The organism is Haloferax sp. Atlit-4N (assembly GCF_003383025.1).
GTDB lineage: Archaea > Halobacteriota > Halobacteria > Halobacteriales > Haloferacaceae > Haloferax > Haloferax gibbonsii.
Map to the genome: position 1 here is coordinate 1 of NZ_PSYY01000010.1, position 14,759 is coordinate 14,759.

Sequence of the window (14,759 nt, forward strand, 5' to 3'; positions counted from 1 at the left end):
TCTCGTTCGAGAAGTCCGAGACGCCGCCGTCCGGACCGACCTCCGAGAAGTACGCCGCGCCCGCGTTGTCGGGCGTCGTCGTGTTCGTCGCCGCGACGCCGATGACGCCCGCTTCGGGCACGTCGGCCGGCGACGAGATGTATCGAAGCGCCGGGTTCTCTTTCGAGTTCCCGACCGCGACCACGACGAGCGACACGTTGCCTTCGAGCGCCTCGGAGAGTTCGTCGGCGATGGTCACCGAGTAGACCGCCGACCCGAGCGACATCGAGATGATGTCTGCGCCCTGCTCGTCGGCGTACTCGATGCCCTCGACGATGTCTTGGGTGTTGCCGCCGCCGCTGTCCGAGAGCGCCTTGATGGGCATGACGTTCGCGCCCGGCGCGACGCCTTCCAATGGCTCGCCGGTCGTCGTGTTGTTCGGGTTCGCGGCGATGGCCCCGGCGACCCACGACCCGTGACCGTTGCCGTCGGCGACAGCCGCCCGGCCCGTCTCGTTGGTGATGGTGTTCTTCGGCGAGACGACGCGGTCCTGATAGACCGAGTCGTCAGTCGCGTTGGCGTAGTTGAGCCCCGAGTCGATGACCGCGACCGTCACGCCCGTCCCGTTGACCGAGACGTTCGCCGGGTCAGCCCGAACCGCGCCCCGCGCGTCGGCCATCGTGGACTGGTTGGCATCCTCGTTGTACGCCTTCCCCGACGCCGAGAACGCGGCCTCCCGGCCGAGCGTGACCAAGCGTGCCCCCGGTGGGCTCGCGAATGTAGACGCGTTCGAGAGCGTCGTCATCGGCTCGACGTAGTTGACCTGCGACGCGATGTCGATGTGCTCGACGTACGAGTTCGCCGCGAGGCCGTTCCCGAGGATGCGCGCCGTGCCGACGAGCCCGATGTCCTCGGGCGCGGCCGCCACGAGCGCGCGGTTCGACTCGTTGTCGAGTGCGATGAGCGACCGGTCCGAAGCCTCCGCCCACGTCTGCATCGACCGCTCAGAACCGTTCTTGAACGTGACGTAGAACGCGGGTTGGCCGTCATAACTCGTGACTTCCGAGTCGTCGAACGACCCGAGTCCCCAGTACGACGTCGCCCCCTCCGCAGCACCCGAGAAGACGCCGTCGAACGGCGACCCCGAGGCGGCCATGACCGGCGCGGCCATCGGCGAGAGAACGAGTAACGTTGCGACTACCAGTGTGAGTGAGTTCCGTTGCATGATGGTGACCTCTGTCAGACTGCGACCGCGCTCCCGTCGGCTGTCGGCCCGAGAGCGGGCGTCATACCAGCCGATGCCGGGGGCACGGCCGGAGCGACCGCGACTGTCCCGATGAACGGGATGTCGATGTCGGCCGTCCGGACCGCGACCCAGTGGCGAAGCCGGTCGACTGCGCCGGGGTTGTTGTTGATGCTCAGCGTCAGCTCGCCATCGGCGTCCGTCCAACTGCTAATCGTCGTCGACGAAGAGCTAGCCGACACGTCACCGAATCGCGTGCTCGCGTCGCGCGTGATGGGTTGGGAGTCGCCGCGGTAGAGGAGTGCATCGTCGTTGAGCGCCGCCGTGTGGTAGACGACCTCCACGTGGCGCGAGATGCTTTCTCGGTCGTCACCGCGGACGACTCGGACCGTCCGCGTCGAATCCGGTGCAACCGAAAGGCCGCTGTCGTAGACGTGGACCACGTTCGGCAGGTCGCCGTCTTGACCCGCTTGTGCGGTGAACACGACCGCGCCCGAGGAGTCGACGTCGACCGCGCCGTTTTCGAGGCCGTCACCGACCTGTGCGATAGTTCCGAACGGTGTGTCGACCGCCCGGATGCCGGTCGGTCGGTCACGGTCTGCCGCGGCCGCTTTGATGCGGACGGGCAAGACGTGCTGACGACCCTCGAAGTCCTCGAAGGTCAGCCGCGCCGTGTGAACACCCTGTCCGTTCGTCTGGAAGGTCACTTCGCCCGTCGAGTTGTTCACCGTCGCTGAGAGCGTCTGGCCGTTCGGCCCGAATGCCTCCGCGCCCACGATGCTCTTGAACGACGAGTCCTCTGCAGGGTTCAGCCGCATCGACAGCGTGTCGCTCGGCCCCGGCGACAGCGTCGACATGGCGACCGACGACAGCGTTGGGACCTTCCCATCGAACGCCGGGTTCGAGACTGCTGACGATGCCTTCCCGATTCCCTCACTGTTCGCGACCGTCACGTCAAACCGAACACCTGCGACGTCGCTCGGCATCGGGAACTCCTCGACGGTCACCGTCGACGACCCGAGGCCGGCCACTGTCCCCGGCGACGATTCGACGCTGATGTACTCGTCGGAGATGACCTGACTCGTCCCGTTCGTGTAGTGCGCCCGAACCACGACGTTGTCGAGGTCAAGACCGACGTTAAGGAACTCTTGGGACCACGTGATGGTGTCTGCCGCGCGTTCGACCGTCTCCTCCCCTGTTTCGATGGACGACTGTAGCTCTGCGAGCGATTGCTGGAGCTTCGAGATGCGTTCGCGCAACTCCGCATCGCTCGTCTCGTTGAGGTCGATGCCGACCGAGTCGTCGCCAAGCAGGTCCTTGTACCGTTCTTGGAGTTGTGCGTTCTGCTCTCGAAGGCCGTTCAAGCGCTCGTAGAGGTCTTCCTTTTGCGTGCGCGTGAGGTCTTCGAGCCGCTGCTGGAGCGCCGGCGAGAGTTCGCTGAACGACTCGTTGCCGAAGAGTTCATCGAGCAATCCGAGTTTCTCTTGGAACGCCGAGAGGTTCCCGTACTGCGGGTACGAGACTTCAAGCAACGTGATGTCGACGTTCTTCGCCGGTGGTCGCACTGTCACCGGGGCGCTCGGCGAGTAGATGGTCGTGTTCTGGAGCTTTTCGATGGCCTCCAGCGACTGCTGTGTCTGTTGCTCGTTGAGCTGTTTGAGCGTCTCTGCATCCAATTCGTAGTAGTCGCGGATGCTCTGCTCGGTCAGGTTCTGCGGATCAATCGGGATGTTCGGGGCCTTCCGCGCCGTCACCGTCACGACCTTCGCGTTCGACGGCACGTCGAACGAGTAATAGCCCGTCGCGTTCGTCGTCGTCGTCAGTTGTTGCAAACCACCGGAGTTGAGTAAGTCCTTGACTTCCTGCGAGCGGTCGGTCAACGCCCCACCGACGGTGTTGAGCGCGTCGTCGATGGATGGGACTGGATTTCCGACCTTGATGAGGTACGAGAAGTCCGACCCCTCGGCGCTCACGCGGTAGATGCCGTCGTTGAGCGTGACGGTCGCGTAGTTGAGTTCTGACGGGTCACCGAAACCCCCACCAACCGTCTCTACCGTCTCACGCCGGTAGGTTGTCACGACCTCGCCGGTCGGGCTCAGTTTCTCGATGACTGCCGTCCCCTGCACGATGCGGCCGGGAACCTGTGCGTCGTACTCGTGCTGGTTCAGGTAGCGGCCCCTCTGTGACGGGTCGCCGACGACGAGTGCAAGTTTCTCGTTTGCGGGCACGTTCGCCCACATCGGGTTTTGGAGGTTCGACGAGTCGAGAATCCAGGGTGCGTTGCCGATGTCTGCTTCCGAGTAGACGCCGACGTACTGCGCGTCGATCTCCGTGAGTCGCCCGGCAGAGCCGTCGTAGAGGTTGAACGAGGAGTCGAGTTGGTCCGTCCACACCGAGGGGATTGGGTCTTGGAGCGCCGACAGCGTGTCTTCGGCTTGCGGGATGGATGGTTGCGTGGCGACCATCGCCTCCACGGTCGCGTTCTCGACTGGTGTTCCCGACTGAGTTTTGATGCGACCCGTGATTTGGGGATTGGAGGAGCCCGAGATGGGAGCCGAATACGAGGTGAGATTGTCAACAAGCATATCCGCAGTGCCGTCACCTCCAAGGTCCTCTGTTTGCAAAGAAATTGACGTATTTGAGGCGTTTAGTTCACCCGCTGATGGTACGCTAACCGTTCCTTTACCCTCCGCCCACAGAATGTAATGAGAACCATTGGAAGAGATTGAAAATTCTTTGTATGAACCATATGAGATATATCCCCAAGAAGCGGACCCGTTCGCGTAAGGGCCATTAATCTTTATTCCGTTGTCTGTGTCTCCCGGCTTTAATGTCAATTTGATTCCCCCGTCGCCGTCTTTTATAGCTATGTCAGATACTTCAAGTCCTATATCGGTTGCAGAATATCTAGCTGAAAGATTCACTGAGAAATTTTGAGAGTTTGAGATCACTCCATCAGTGATTGTCACATATGTTTTGAAAACCTCACCACTATTCGGGATGCTTTCAACTCTTAGCGCTTTTCCCCCTTCTGTTGCAATCGAAGTGTTTTGCGCGTTCGATTTGAATGACCCATCTTTGTACAACACTTCATACTTCGTTTCAAAATCGCCGTTAAAATCCTCGTGGAAATGGACGTCCTCCGGCGCAGTGTATTGTGCGTTGGCTACCCCCACGGGTGCTGAATTTTGTACCAGTGGTGTACACACTGTTGAAAAAATGAAGACAAGTGAGAAACAAAGCGCGAGAGCCTTTCTCGCCATGTGTCTGTTCCGCTTTCCAAACGCGAACACTGCATGAACACGCTCGCGCGTGAACTCGTGGCGACAGAACACGACGAGCGCCACGAGCGCCATGCCGAGGACCGCCGAGTAGTAGTTCATGGCGAGGTACGCGTTCCAGTCAGGAACCCCCGCCACGGCTAAGATGAGAACGTCGTTCCCGAGGTTCCAGACGTTGAAGCCCGCGAAAACGGCTCCGTAACTGAGCATCCAGCGTGGGGCGAACTCCCGTCCACGAATCATCAGCTCGAACGTGGCGGCCTCGACGACGACTGCGAGGACGCCAGTGCCGAACCAGCCGAGGTCCGCGAACAGGCCCGTCGCGAACGGGTTCGCTTCGGTTGCAAGCCCGCTCGTCACGAGGACGACCGTGATGGCGAACGCGGCGACTGTCGATGCGAGCGAGACGGCTTCGAGTTGCCGAAGCCTATCTGAGGGGAGGACGCGAGCGATGCGACTGGTGACTTTCAACGGAGTCATAGAGCCACCCGAATGCAGGACCTACCACATTCAGGACAGTCTGCCATCTTAAAGCGGATCGCTTTTTGAGAACCACAATCGCATTCCATCAAGTTCTTCCGCGACACCGAGCCCGCCGAGTTGGCTGATTTTGTATTTAATGCGGCGAATCCGTCAATAAACCACTCTCTGTAACCCAACGCGAGGAAGGCAAACAGTGCAATGTGGAGTACAGAGTAGATTTCTAACGCCATTGTTGGCAGCACTGGAATGCTGATGTATTCCATGCTGACTAACAGGACGCTGGCGTCGAACGACAACACTACAAAAAGCAGCGAGGCCGCTTCCGACTGCTGAAGCCTATCTAAGTGAAGCGTGCGAGCGATGCGACTGGCGAGTTGTGTGCTGTGTTGTCTGGGTGACATAATTACTGGTGTGTGAGGATGAGGATGGTCCCATAGACGGCCGGGATGAGTGACGACACGCCGATGCCGGCCGCGATGGTGACCACCGGTGGGACGGCTACCGACACGGCGACCGCTGAGATGGCCGCGACGCCGAGGAGCGATTGGAGGCCGATGACGATGCTCGCGGTCAGAAGCGCGACTGCGAACGCGAGTAGCGCGGCTCCAAGCCACGAGAGTTCGTTGACCGTTCGCATCAGAATCAGAACCCGAGGTCGTCGAGGCGATCGGGGTCGTCGATGCAGCGGACGACTTCTGCCATAATTTTCACGTCTGGTTTGCCGCGTGGGTCGTCCTGATTCTCTTTTCGCACGCGCGCGAATGTCTTGATGCGCTCGCCAGTCTTCTCGCGAAGTGACACGCCAACTTCTTGGATGGCGTAGTCGACAACGGTCTCGACGGTTCGGAGGAACGTCTCGGTGGGTTGGTCTGCAATGAGTGGGCCGGAGATGTGTCCGGTTGCGGGCGCGAATCGGTACCGGCGGTGGTCGCCATACATCTCGCGCCGCACCTTCTCGTCTTGGTCGAGGACGACGACACTTGCTTCAACGTAGACCTCTGGATCAGTCATCTCCTCTTCGATGTCCTCTTCGAACAACGACACCGGACACAATAGCGGGGCAGACTCTTTGAGGAGGTTGTGTGCAAGCCATTCGGCTTTCGTTGTTCCTGGCTTTGGTTTGTGAGAGGAGGAACGAGATGAATCATCGTCAATACCCCCAATAATCCCCTTATTCTGGGAACTCCACCAGTCGTGGCGCGAATACTGTGCTTGAGAATGACTTCTCTGAGAAGGTGCTGGTTCAGACATGGTTACAATTTGTACGTGTTACGGAAAGTCAAGGAGAAAGCCCCGTGCTTCAGCGCGGGGATGAATCCGACACCCCTTCCACATACGGTGTTCGACGTGTTGAACGGCTGTTTTTAAGTAGTCCGTCAGGTTACTAACATCTATCCGAGGCGGCACGCCCGCCCTACTAATCGGACAATATCGGGATTCCCCGACTCCAAGCAGAAACACCCCTTTCTGTGCCGGAACACGGGGTGCAGAAAGCAAGTATCTCTGAATCCCTCACGGGATAGGAGTAACGGCTGATTGGCACAGCCAGTAGTTGTCCACATCGGGGGGCTACGAACCTTAAACATCCCAATCCAGCGGTGCGGTGCCGTGGGAATCCACGCCCTTCTGGGCGGGGAGGATGTCAAGACCGAACCGACGTGAGGCAGAAACAAGTCTCTACTGGCGTTTAACGATAGAAACGCCTCCATCGAAGCGTTCGACAACTAACAAGGATATCTGATTCCTCAAAGAGATACAGTTCAAAACTGGTCTCTAGGTGGTTCACCGTACACCAGCCAATGAGTCCCTATCAGATCAGTCTCAACTTCCTCTCGCTTGTGGGGTGCGTCATGCTCGTCGAGAGTTGCATACGAGTACTGAAGAACCGCCGAACGGTTGTTCCGGTGTGTGTAGAGTCGGGACCGAAGGTTTGTACTCTGCCCGATGTATTCGAGGGGTGGTACATCCCCATCCCGCCAGATCCGATACAGTCCGTTAGTCGTCGGGATTGAGCTATTTGCGTCACTGAGCTGTTCCGCTTTAGTCCACTCAAGCCCCATCCAGTCTGATTCGAGGGGATTGTCGACACTAATGCGAGGAAGTGGACTAACACCCGGAGCTGCTTGTGGCTCGCTCTCTCCGTCCTTGAGTGGGCCTCCCTGAACCCCACCGCTTCGATACGACGACTGTTTGTACCCCGGAATGATTCGACCGAAGTTTGCGGTGGTGCTTTTTCCCATCGTTCTTCGATAGTCAGCGATCAACGCCATCTCGAATGCTTTCCGAGACTGCTTGTCGTCAAGCCAGTCGTGCGTCGTCACAGACACCTCGAATTCGGGTCCCTCCTCTTGACGAACTGCCCATAGACACGGAGCCGCAGTATGTGGGTCACGGTACGGCATCTTGCTGGCGTACGTCCCACGGGCCAGACTTCGAACTCGACCCCGAGTACTCCGACCAGTCTCTCCGATGTACTCTAGACCATCGCGTTCTAGATGCCGGATTCGATAGACTCCAGCACAGGTTGGAAGCTGACTGAGATAGTCATCAGCTGGGTTCAAACTCATCCACTCGGACCACGAGACATCAAGCCAGTCAGAAGCAGTGTAGTCAACAGTCATTGGTTGGTCGTATACCACGAGAGAGTGTCTCCAATCTGCAACCCCTCCGTAGGAATTTCTACGTCACATGCTTCGTCCGACAGGTACGGCAGCAATTCTTCGTAGTACTTCTTTCCAGCATGGATAACGAGTGTCGTCCCCGAGTCGGTAAGCCCCTTGTCGCGAAGTTGTCGATAGACGACCACGGACCACTCTCGACGTGCGTCCACAGCGGCATCGGTTAATGACTCGTCATATGGTTCAATCTCGGAGTCATCTGGGTCGAGAAGGTGGTGTTTCGCAGAGAGGATGAACCAGTCGTCGTGGTGTGTTTCGCAATACGACCGGACCTTGACAAACAGGTTCGACGTATCGTAGAGGTCCCGAGGTTTCGCAGGAGACTCTCTCTTGTTTTTAGTACAGCTGACGAGCCCAATATCCGGCATGAGAACCGATACGCTATTGTTAGATATGGTCTTTGCTCAGCTGCCCCATGACTGATAGTATGGGTCGTAGGGGTATCCAGAATCACGACATTCGGTTGCCGACAATTTATCACCAAGTACAAACGACAGACATCTATGGGGTTATTTGATCGAAAGAGCGAGGACGATATCATTTTGGAAAACGCAGATTTAGACTGTGAGCCACAGGGGGAACTCGTCTCAAAAAAGCATGTAAAGAAGATGGACGAATATCTTGATCCAGGGGAGAAAGTCCACTTTTTTGCAATAGATGCAGGAGGGAAAGTGAAAATCGACGGCGAAAATCAAGACGGGGTGATGAATGTTACAACGGTCATCACTAATCAGCGCGTGCTATACAAGGCGAAGAAAATGATTGGTGGGTCACAAACCTCAATCGACTACAAAAATATCTCATCCGTTGAGATCAGCTTTGGCGTCGTGCAAAAACGTCTCAACTTAGAAACGGATTCCAAAGTATTCGGTATCGGTGTCGGCCATGTTGAGAGAGATGAAGTCCAAAACATGGTTCAGTTCATTCGCCAAAAGATCCAAGATGCGAACAACTCAGACAATACTTCGGTAGCAGGGCAAACAGCCGGAAACGGCGAAAACGAGGAAGGACCACTTGACAAACTGGAACGGCTTGGAGAACTCCGTGATCAAGGAGTTGTCACTGAAGACGAATTCCAAGAAAAAAAGCAATCACTCCTAGACCAAATTTAGACAATCAGTAGGAGAACAAGCAAGAGGAGTGATACGACGATAGCCACCAGAGCACGACCAGAGATCGGGAGTGTTGGACTGCCAGTTCCACGAGTCAGTTCGTCAGGGAGTGTTCCTTGATAGACCTCGTCACCCGCTGTATAACCGTGGATAGCCCCCGAGCAGTCTGTACAGAGGATATGGCCCGTGACGTCAGGAGGGTTTGTATCTGATTGCTCTCCTTCGAACTCGATATCGATGTCCCAATTTCCTGCACGCTCCTCAGAGATCGTAGTCGTTCCCTCACCAACTAGTACTGCAACTCCTGGCTTCACGAGCTCGTCTTCAGGTATGTCAGTTCCCAACCCAACGTCTGAGCCACAGACACGACACTCTTCAACGTGATAGGTAATCGATTCGGTGACTGCACTCTCACGAGTCATTGATCGGTCTCAATATCGTAGACAGAGGCTGCACACTCGGGACAGAGATACGATTGCATGACACTAGTTGAGTCCTGTAGTCCAAATATTTTCACGACCGTCTTGGGAATTCGGTAGTTCTTCGCAGAGGCCGAAAAGCTGGTCGTGTCAACAGTCATGTTTTCTCCTCCAGTCACGATTACAGGGACACCCTCCGGGAGACTATCTACGTTTTCCGTCTCTCCATCAATGAAAACATCACACCCACAATTTGTACATGCTGCCGAATCGTATTCGATTGATTTCGAAATTGAAGTCTCCCGAGTCGACATGGTAGTGACGTATTATCGGTAGTATATCATGCTTGTGTTCATTTGAGGAGCGAGTCGAACCTACACCTAGGAACGCAAATAACATCAACTATCATTCTATTCACAGAACCATCACCCGAGATTTTGAGGTATTTACAAGTATTGGCACATCGATGTGTTATTCGTGACACACGATCACAGAACCTTGAGAGGGGTGATATGAGGCGTGCGTATAGAATTAGCGCTCGACGCCGTTGCTGATGCGGCCTATGACCGGTCTTACTTCCATAAGGCACGCGGGCGTATCTGGCGCGGCCTCGAGAACGACAACACATTCGCAGAGACCCACGATACAAACCACGGTGTTGGGTTCTCGTATTCGAATGTGTTTCCCTGGGGAGAAATTGAGGAAGGCGATCGTCGATACTTCCGTATCGCGTCGCCACGGCGTGGGCTTTTAGACACGCTTATCGCTCATTTCGGCCGCGAGCGCGCATTCGAAATTGGGCAGATGCGGTTCAATATCGATGACATCACCGGCCACGCTCCAGACGTGGGTGAGGCTGGCTCGACTGGTGTCCTCGAAACAGGAACAGGAGTCTATTGTGGACTTGGCCGCCAACTGGCCGAGGAGTACAACTTAGACACCTCAAAGATCGATGCCGGTGAGTCAGAGACCAAACTCTTCTGGCGACCAAAACACGGCATGGAGCCGTTACAAGACGCAATCCGGCGGTCGCTCCAACAGACACACGAACTGTATGGAGACGACTACTACGACGGGCCAACAGAGGTCGACGAGCCACTCTTCGACCGTATCGAACCCATCAAAGACGACGTCGTCTATCCGGTTCGCTTCCAGCCTGCAACTGCGGTTGACCTCACCGTCCTGCTTTCGAAGTGGCGGTTTGGATACCGCGTTCGAGACGAGACACATCGGTATCACCTGAATCTCGCGCTCGATTCAGGAATTGGACAGCGACGTGAACACGGGTTTGGCTTCCTGAACCTCACCGAGAAAACACTGCCACGGGCGGGTGACTAATGGCTGGTCCAGAACTCGCTGACTTCGAAAATGCAATCGATGCATTCTGGCATGGCCGACCGCCGGCAAGCCTCGAAGACGTGATGGCACTCTACGGCGTGCTCGCTGTCGCCGAGAGTGGTGGGGAACTCTACGGGACAGACAGCAAACTCGAACCGTTCGTCGATGACGGTCGGCTCGTTACGATCGACATCGACCTCACAGGAGCGGTCCCGGTTGTGAGCGATCCGAAAGTCGACACACTCCGGAAAGAAGACGTCCCGAAGCTCCGGTATGCCCACAAATCCTCCGGACGAGGAGCCAAATACAGCCTCACACAGATCGGATCGAAAAACGGTAACGACGCCGATGGCGTTGCCAGTACGATCCTTGGACGTGTTCGTTCGTGGACCACCCAAGATAGTGTCCTCTCAGTCACGGGTGAAGACGGACATCCAGATGGATGGATTGTCGAGGAGCTCGCAAAAATCTTCGAGAAGGGATCGGACACCCTTGAGACACTCGAGGGAGCAATCAAAGAACTCCTCCCACCAGACGAGTCACTTCCAACGGTCGTCACAATCCGCCTTCGGCTCGATGCCGATCGTCTCTCGGACGCTGAGGAGGGCGGCACACGCTGGTTTTGGCCCGCAGAGCTCGATGTCCTCGAAGAGGCGATGAAACGGTATGCGACTGCCAACGCCGCAGACAAGAACGTTGAATCCGGAGATGGCATCTCCGAAGGGGAGAGTGTCGGGCTCGTAACTGACCGCGTCGAGCGTGTTGTCGGGACACCAGACAACCCGATCGGCGTGTTCTCGGTGAAACATCCGGACGCCCAACCGGGGCTCCGACAAGATCAGTCCTGGCGGAACTACCCTGTCGGTGCTGACACAGCCATGCTGTTCAGCAAGGGACAGGACCTCATCGAGATGTGTGTACTACGCCGTGGTGGCGTTGAGACATACGCACTCCCGTATTTCGCTGGAGAACTGACGCCGCTCAAGGCGCAGTCGCTCTACGGAGCGATCCAATCGCTCGATAGTGAGAGCGACTACGACGATTCTGGGGGGTCACCGATGGCCCGCGTCACGTATGAGCTCCGAGAAGCAGACGATGAAGCGCTCCAGAAGCTCGCTGACACGGAGCTTCGGTTCTATACGATTACGCTCCCCATTGGCGACGACAAGAACGTAATCGCAGAGGAGCCTGCAGCGGCCGTGTATTGGGTTTCTGAGCTCGCGGATGCACTCGCAAAAACAGTTCACGGGCCAACGCTCAACCCAGAGAAGGGTGGGTTTGGACCGTACAACAACTGGTCGTTGCTTGAACTCGCCACTGAGGACTTCGAAGAAGCTCGAAAGTTCGGCTTCTATCGAATTGTAGGCCATCAGTTCACCGACTCAGCCTTCGCGTATCGCGGTGATGACGAAGGAGACGACTTCAGACGTGTTGTTGACCACCGCTTGATCGCGGGGGTTCCACTCGATGCGTCGATGTTGTTCGACGAGTACCTTCGACGATACCACGATGAATCAGAGGGCGGCGACCGCCCACCGCACCAGATTGTTGCTCAGCAATTAGTCCATCTCGAGACGCTGTCGAGAGCGGGCTTACTGACCGGACTAGACGTCCCAATTGAACCACCGACTATGACAACTGAAGCTGACACCGAAGCCGACTTCGATACCACGAGTCTCTCGGCAATCCGAGAACACCGACTTGAATCGTTCCTTGATAGACCCTTGTTCGAAGCTCCTGCACGAAGAGCAGCCGCACTCGCTGGCGTTCTCGTCGGACAGGTGAGCTGGCACCAAGAGTCTGAACGAAACATTGGTCGACCCCTTGACGCCCAGACAAAGGGCGACCAACTCACGAAGAACAGCCTTGAGAATGCACTCACGTCGGCACTCGAGAAAGCGAAGGTCTACGCACTCGACTCGGAGTACCGCTCTGATCGAGACATGCTGTTCCCAGAGACAGTCGACCGACTGCTTGAGACGACCGAGGACATGCCGAGTGCATGGCCAATTGAGAAGCGCGAGCTCCAATTCTGCTACGTGTTAGGCCACGCGCATGGACGTCGCTCGATGCCGGTTGCCTTCGACCTCCACAAAAAAGAGGGTGAGGGCGGCCAGGGTTCTGAGCCCGCAGAGAACACCGCGAACTAATCCAACACATACCCAAACCAATGACGACACTCAACCGATCCGAACTTCTGTTCGTTTACGACGCACAAGACTGCAACCCGAACGGGAACCCAATTGGGGACAACCGTCCTCGGCGGGATCCAGACACCGGTCAGGGAATCATCACCGACGTTCGACTCAAGCGCTATCTCCGAGACCAGCTCCAAGACGACGGCTTCGATATCTACGTCAAAAAGACCGAAGGACGCTCACACACGCGGACGAAACTCATCAAAGATGTCTTGGGCGGCGTCGACGATGCAGACGACCTCGAAGATCTTGGCGACGTTGCCCAAGCGTTCCTCGATGCAGCGACTGACGTTCGGTACTTTGGGTCGACGCTCAGTTTCGAGGCGAGTAGCGAGGAAGAAGACGAAGCGTTCCGGACAGCACTCAACAGTTCGCTCCCGAACAACTACCAAGGCCCGGTTCAGTTCCTTCCGTCGAAGTCTCTGAACAAAGTCGAAGAAAACGAGGAGTACGACTCGCTGACCAGCGTTATCTCGACTGGAGAAGGGAAGCGACAGGGTGGCTTTGACCTCGACGACAAGCGAATCAAATACGGGATTTTCCCGTTTTGGGGACTTGTCGACAACAATGGTGCGGAGTCGACGAACCTGACGCAGGCAGACGTCGAACGACTCGACACGCTCTGTTGGCGCGCACTCAAGAATCAGACGACCTCGCGCTCGAAGCTTGGTCAAGAACCGCGACTCTACGTCCGCGTTGAGTACGAAGAGGGGAACTACCACGTCGGTGGTCTCCAGAACCTCCTCGAACTTGCCGATGACAGCAGTGAATCCTTGCGCTCGGTGAAAGACGTCGTCGTCGACGTCAGCGAACTCGTCGATACCCTAGAGCGGGTCGCAGATCGGATCAACACGCTCCACGTGGTTGGAGATGGCCGTCTGGAACTCGATGTCGGTGATGAAACGATTCGTGCTGACGAATTCGGATCGTACCTCGCCGACGCGGGACACAACGTCCACGAGATAGACGTGCTCAACGAACGCGACCTCGCCTAACGAGGCGACAATGTCACCTCACATCGATGCCAACGGCGTGCCGACTGACTGCCTCTCGTTTACCGTCCGGTCTACGTGGGGCCATTTCAAGCGTGTTGGCCGAAGCGTCACCAAGCAGACGTACCGAATCCCACCGCGGACGACGGTTGCAGGCATGCTTGCTGCAATCGTCGGTGCGGATCGCGACTCCTACTACGACGTCTTCGGAGCCGACAATTCGGCGATCGCGATCACGCCACTAAGTGACCTCCGGACGGTGAACATCCCAACAACTGGACTGGGGACTGACCCCAAACAGGACGTCACCGCAACTGCGGGAAGTTGGCGGTCATACAAGCTCACCTATCAGAATACGACGGGCGATCGGCAGCTCCACTCGTATGAGGTTCTGGCGGACCCGGCGTACCGGATTGACGTCGCACTTGAAGACGAGGAGTTCTATGACTCCCTCCGCGAGCACTTGCTGAATGGGACCTCGATTTACCCGCCGAGTTTAGGTAAATCGGAGTACCTAGCGGTCATCGAGGACGTCAAAGCCGATCGCGAGCCCGAAGTCCAAGCAATCGACGAGACACTCGATATCGATTCTGTCGTTCCGATATCACTCTCCGAAGCGGTTCCACAGGGGCGAGTGACCTACGGCGTCGAGCGGTCACCTGCAATCATGGAGCGTGAGTCTGGGGGTCGACGAACGACTCGGTTCGATGACTACGTCTACGCACAGCAAGCCTCGAAGCCAGTCCGCATCGGTGAGCAAACCGATGTGACGCCAGTCACGCTTGGCGATCGGACTGTTGTCTTCCGCTAACCGAACACTCCTCCGTATTTTCAATGACGAACCCACTCATATCGCATCCCGAAGCAGACGACGGCGAGCGAACATACCCTAGCGAACAGCTCACAGACGATGGATCACTCCGGCTCACGGCTCACAACTCGGTTGTACGTGAGTATGCAACCCGTCTCTTCCGGGGCCCAACAGCGCAGCGACGATTCCTCGGTGTCGCGGCGTCACTCCATGACTTCGGGAAGG

Annotated in this window: 11 protein-coding genes; 5 read left to right on the top strand and 6 right to left on the bottom strand. The window is 56.9% G+C overall.

Going from position 1 to position 14,759, the window contains the following annotated elements:
• From C5C07_RS19705 to C5C07_RS19735, 5 genes are all read right to left on the bottom strand, one after another.
• On the bottom strand, positions 1–1,204 hold a 1,204-nt coding region (locus C5C07_RS19705), incomplete at its 3' end, for a S8 family serine peptidase (protein WP_147302056.1).
• Positions 1,205–1,218: 14 nt separating this feature from the next.
• On the bottom strand, positions 1,219–4,983 hold the full coding sequence (locus C5C07_RS19710) for a hypothetical protein (RefSeq protein ID WP_147302057.1): 3,765 nt from the start codon (positions 4,981–4,983) through the stop codon (positions 1,219–1,221).
• Positions 4,984–5,389: 406 nt separating this feature from the next.
• Positions 5,390–5,623 (bottom strand): hypothetical protein, encoded by a 234-nt coding sequence (locus tag C5C07_RS19720; RefSeq protein ID WP_115805948.1) that lies wholly within the window; start codon positions 5,621–5,623, stop codon positions 5,390–5,392.
• Between the two features lie 5 nt (positions 5,624–5,628).
• A complete protein-coding gene (locus tag C5C07_RS19725; protein WP_147302058.1) occupies positions 5,629–6,024 on the bottom strand; it encodes a hypothetical protein in 396 nt (131 codons plus the stop codon).
• A gap of 1,579 nt (positions 6,025–7,603) precedes the next feature.
• On the bottom strand, positions 7,604–8,032 hold the full coding sequence (locus tag C5C07_RS19735) for a DUF6884 domain-containing protein (protein WP_115805951.1): 429 nt from the start codon (positions 8,030–8,032) through the stop codon (positions 7,604–7,606).
• Between the two features lie 135 nt (positions 8,033–8,167).
• Here C5C07_RS19735 and C5C07_RS19740 point away from each other — a divergent pair, with 135 nt between their 5' ends.
• Entirely contained in the window at positions 8,168–8,776 is a 609-nt protein-coding gene (locus C5C07_RS19740; RefSeq protein WP_115805952.1) for a PH domain-containing protein, read from the top strand.
• Here C5C07_RS19740 and C5C07_RS21195 read toward each other — a convergent pair.
• Positions 8,773–9,198, bottom strand: coding sequence for a hypothetical protein (locus C5C07_RS21195; protein ID WP_147302059.1), 426 nt, complete (start codon positions 9,196–9,198; stop codon positions 8,773–8,775). The genes C5C07_RS19740 and C5C07_RS21195 overlap by 4 nt on opposite strands.
• Positions 9,199–9,714: 516 nt before the next feature.
• On the opposite strand from C5C07_RS21195, the gene cas6 reads away from it, so the two are divergent.
• From cas6 to cas5b, 4 genes are read left to right on the top strand one after another with little or no spacing between them, the layout of a single operon-like run.
• A complete protein-coding gene (cas6, locus tag C5C07_RS19745) occupies positions 9,715–10,533 on the top strand; it encodes a CRISPR-associated endoribonuclease Cas6 (protein ID WP_115805953.1) in 819 nt (272 codons plus the stop codon).
• Positions 10,533–12,683, top strand: coding sequence for a type I-B CRISPR-associated protein Cas8b/Csh1 (cas8b, locus tag C5C07_RS19750; RefSeq protein ID WP_199522770.1), 2,151 nt, complete (start codon positions 10,533–10,535; stop codon positions 12,681–12,683). The genes cas6 and cas8b overlap by 1 nt, the downstream gene beginning before the upstream one ends.
• 20 nt (positions 12,684–12,703) lie before the next feature.
• Positions 12,704–13,726: a type I-B CRISPR-associated protein Cas7/Csh2 gene (cas7b, locus tag C5C07_RS19755; RefSeq protein ID WP_115805954.1), complete on the top strand. Its 1,023-nt coding sequence runs from the start codon at positions 12,704–12,706 to the stop codon at positions 13,724–13,726.
• 10 nt (positions 13,727–13,736) lie between these two features.
• Entirely contained in the window at positions 13,737–14,534 is a 798-nt protein-coding gene (gene cas5b / locus C5C07_RS19760; protein WP_115805955.1) for a type I-B CRISPR-associated protein Cas5b, read from the top strand.
• Positions 14,535–14,759 lie beyond the last annotated feature (225 nt).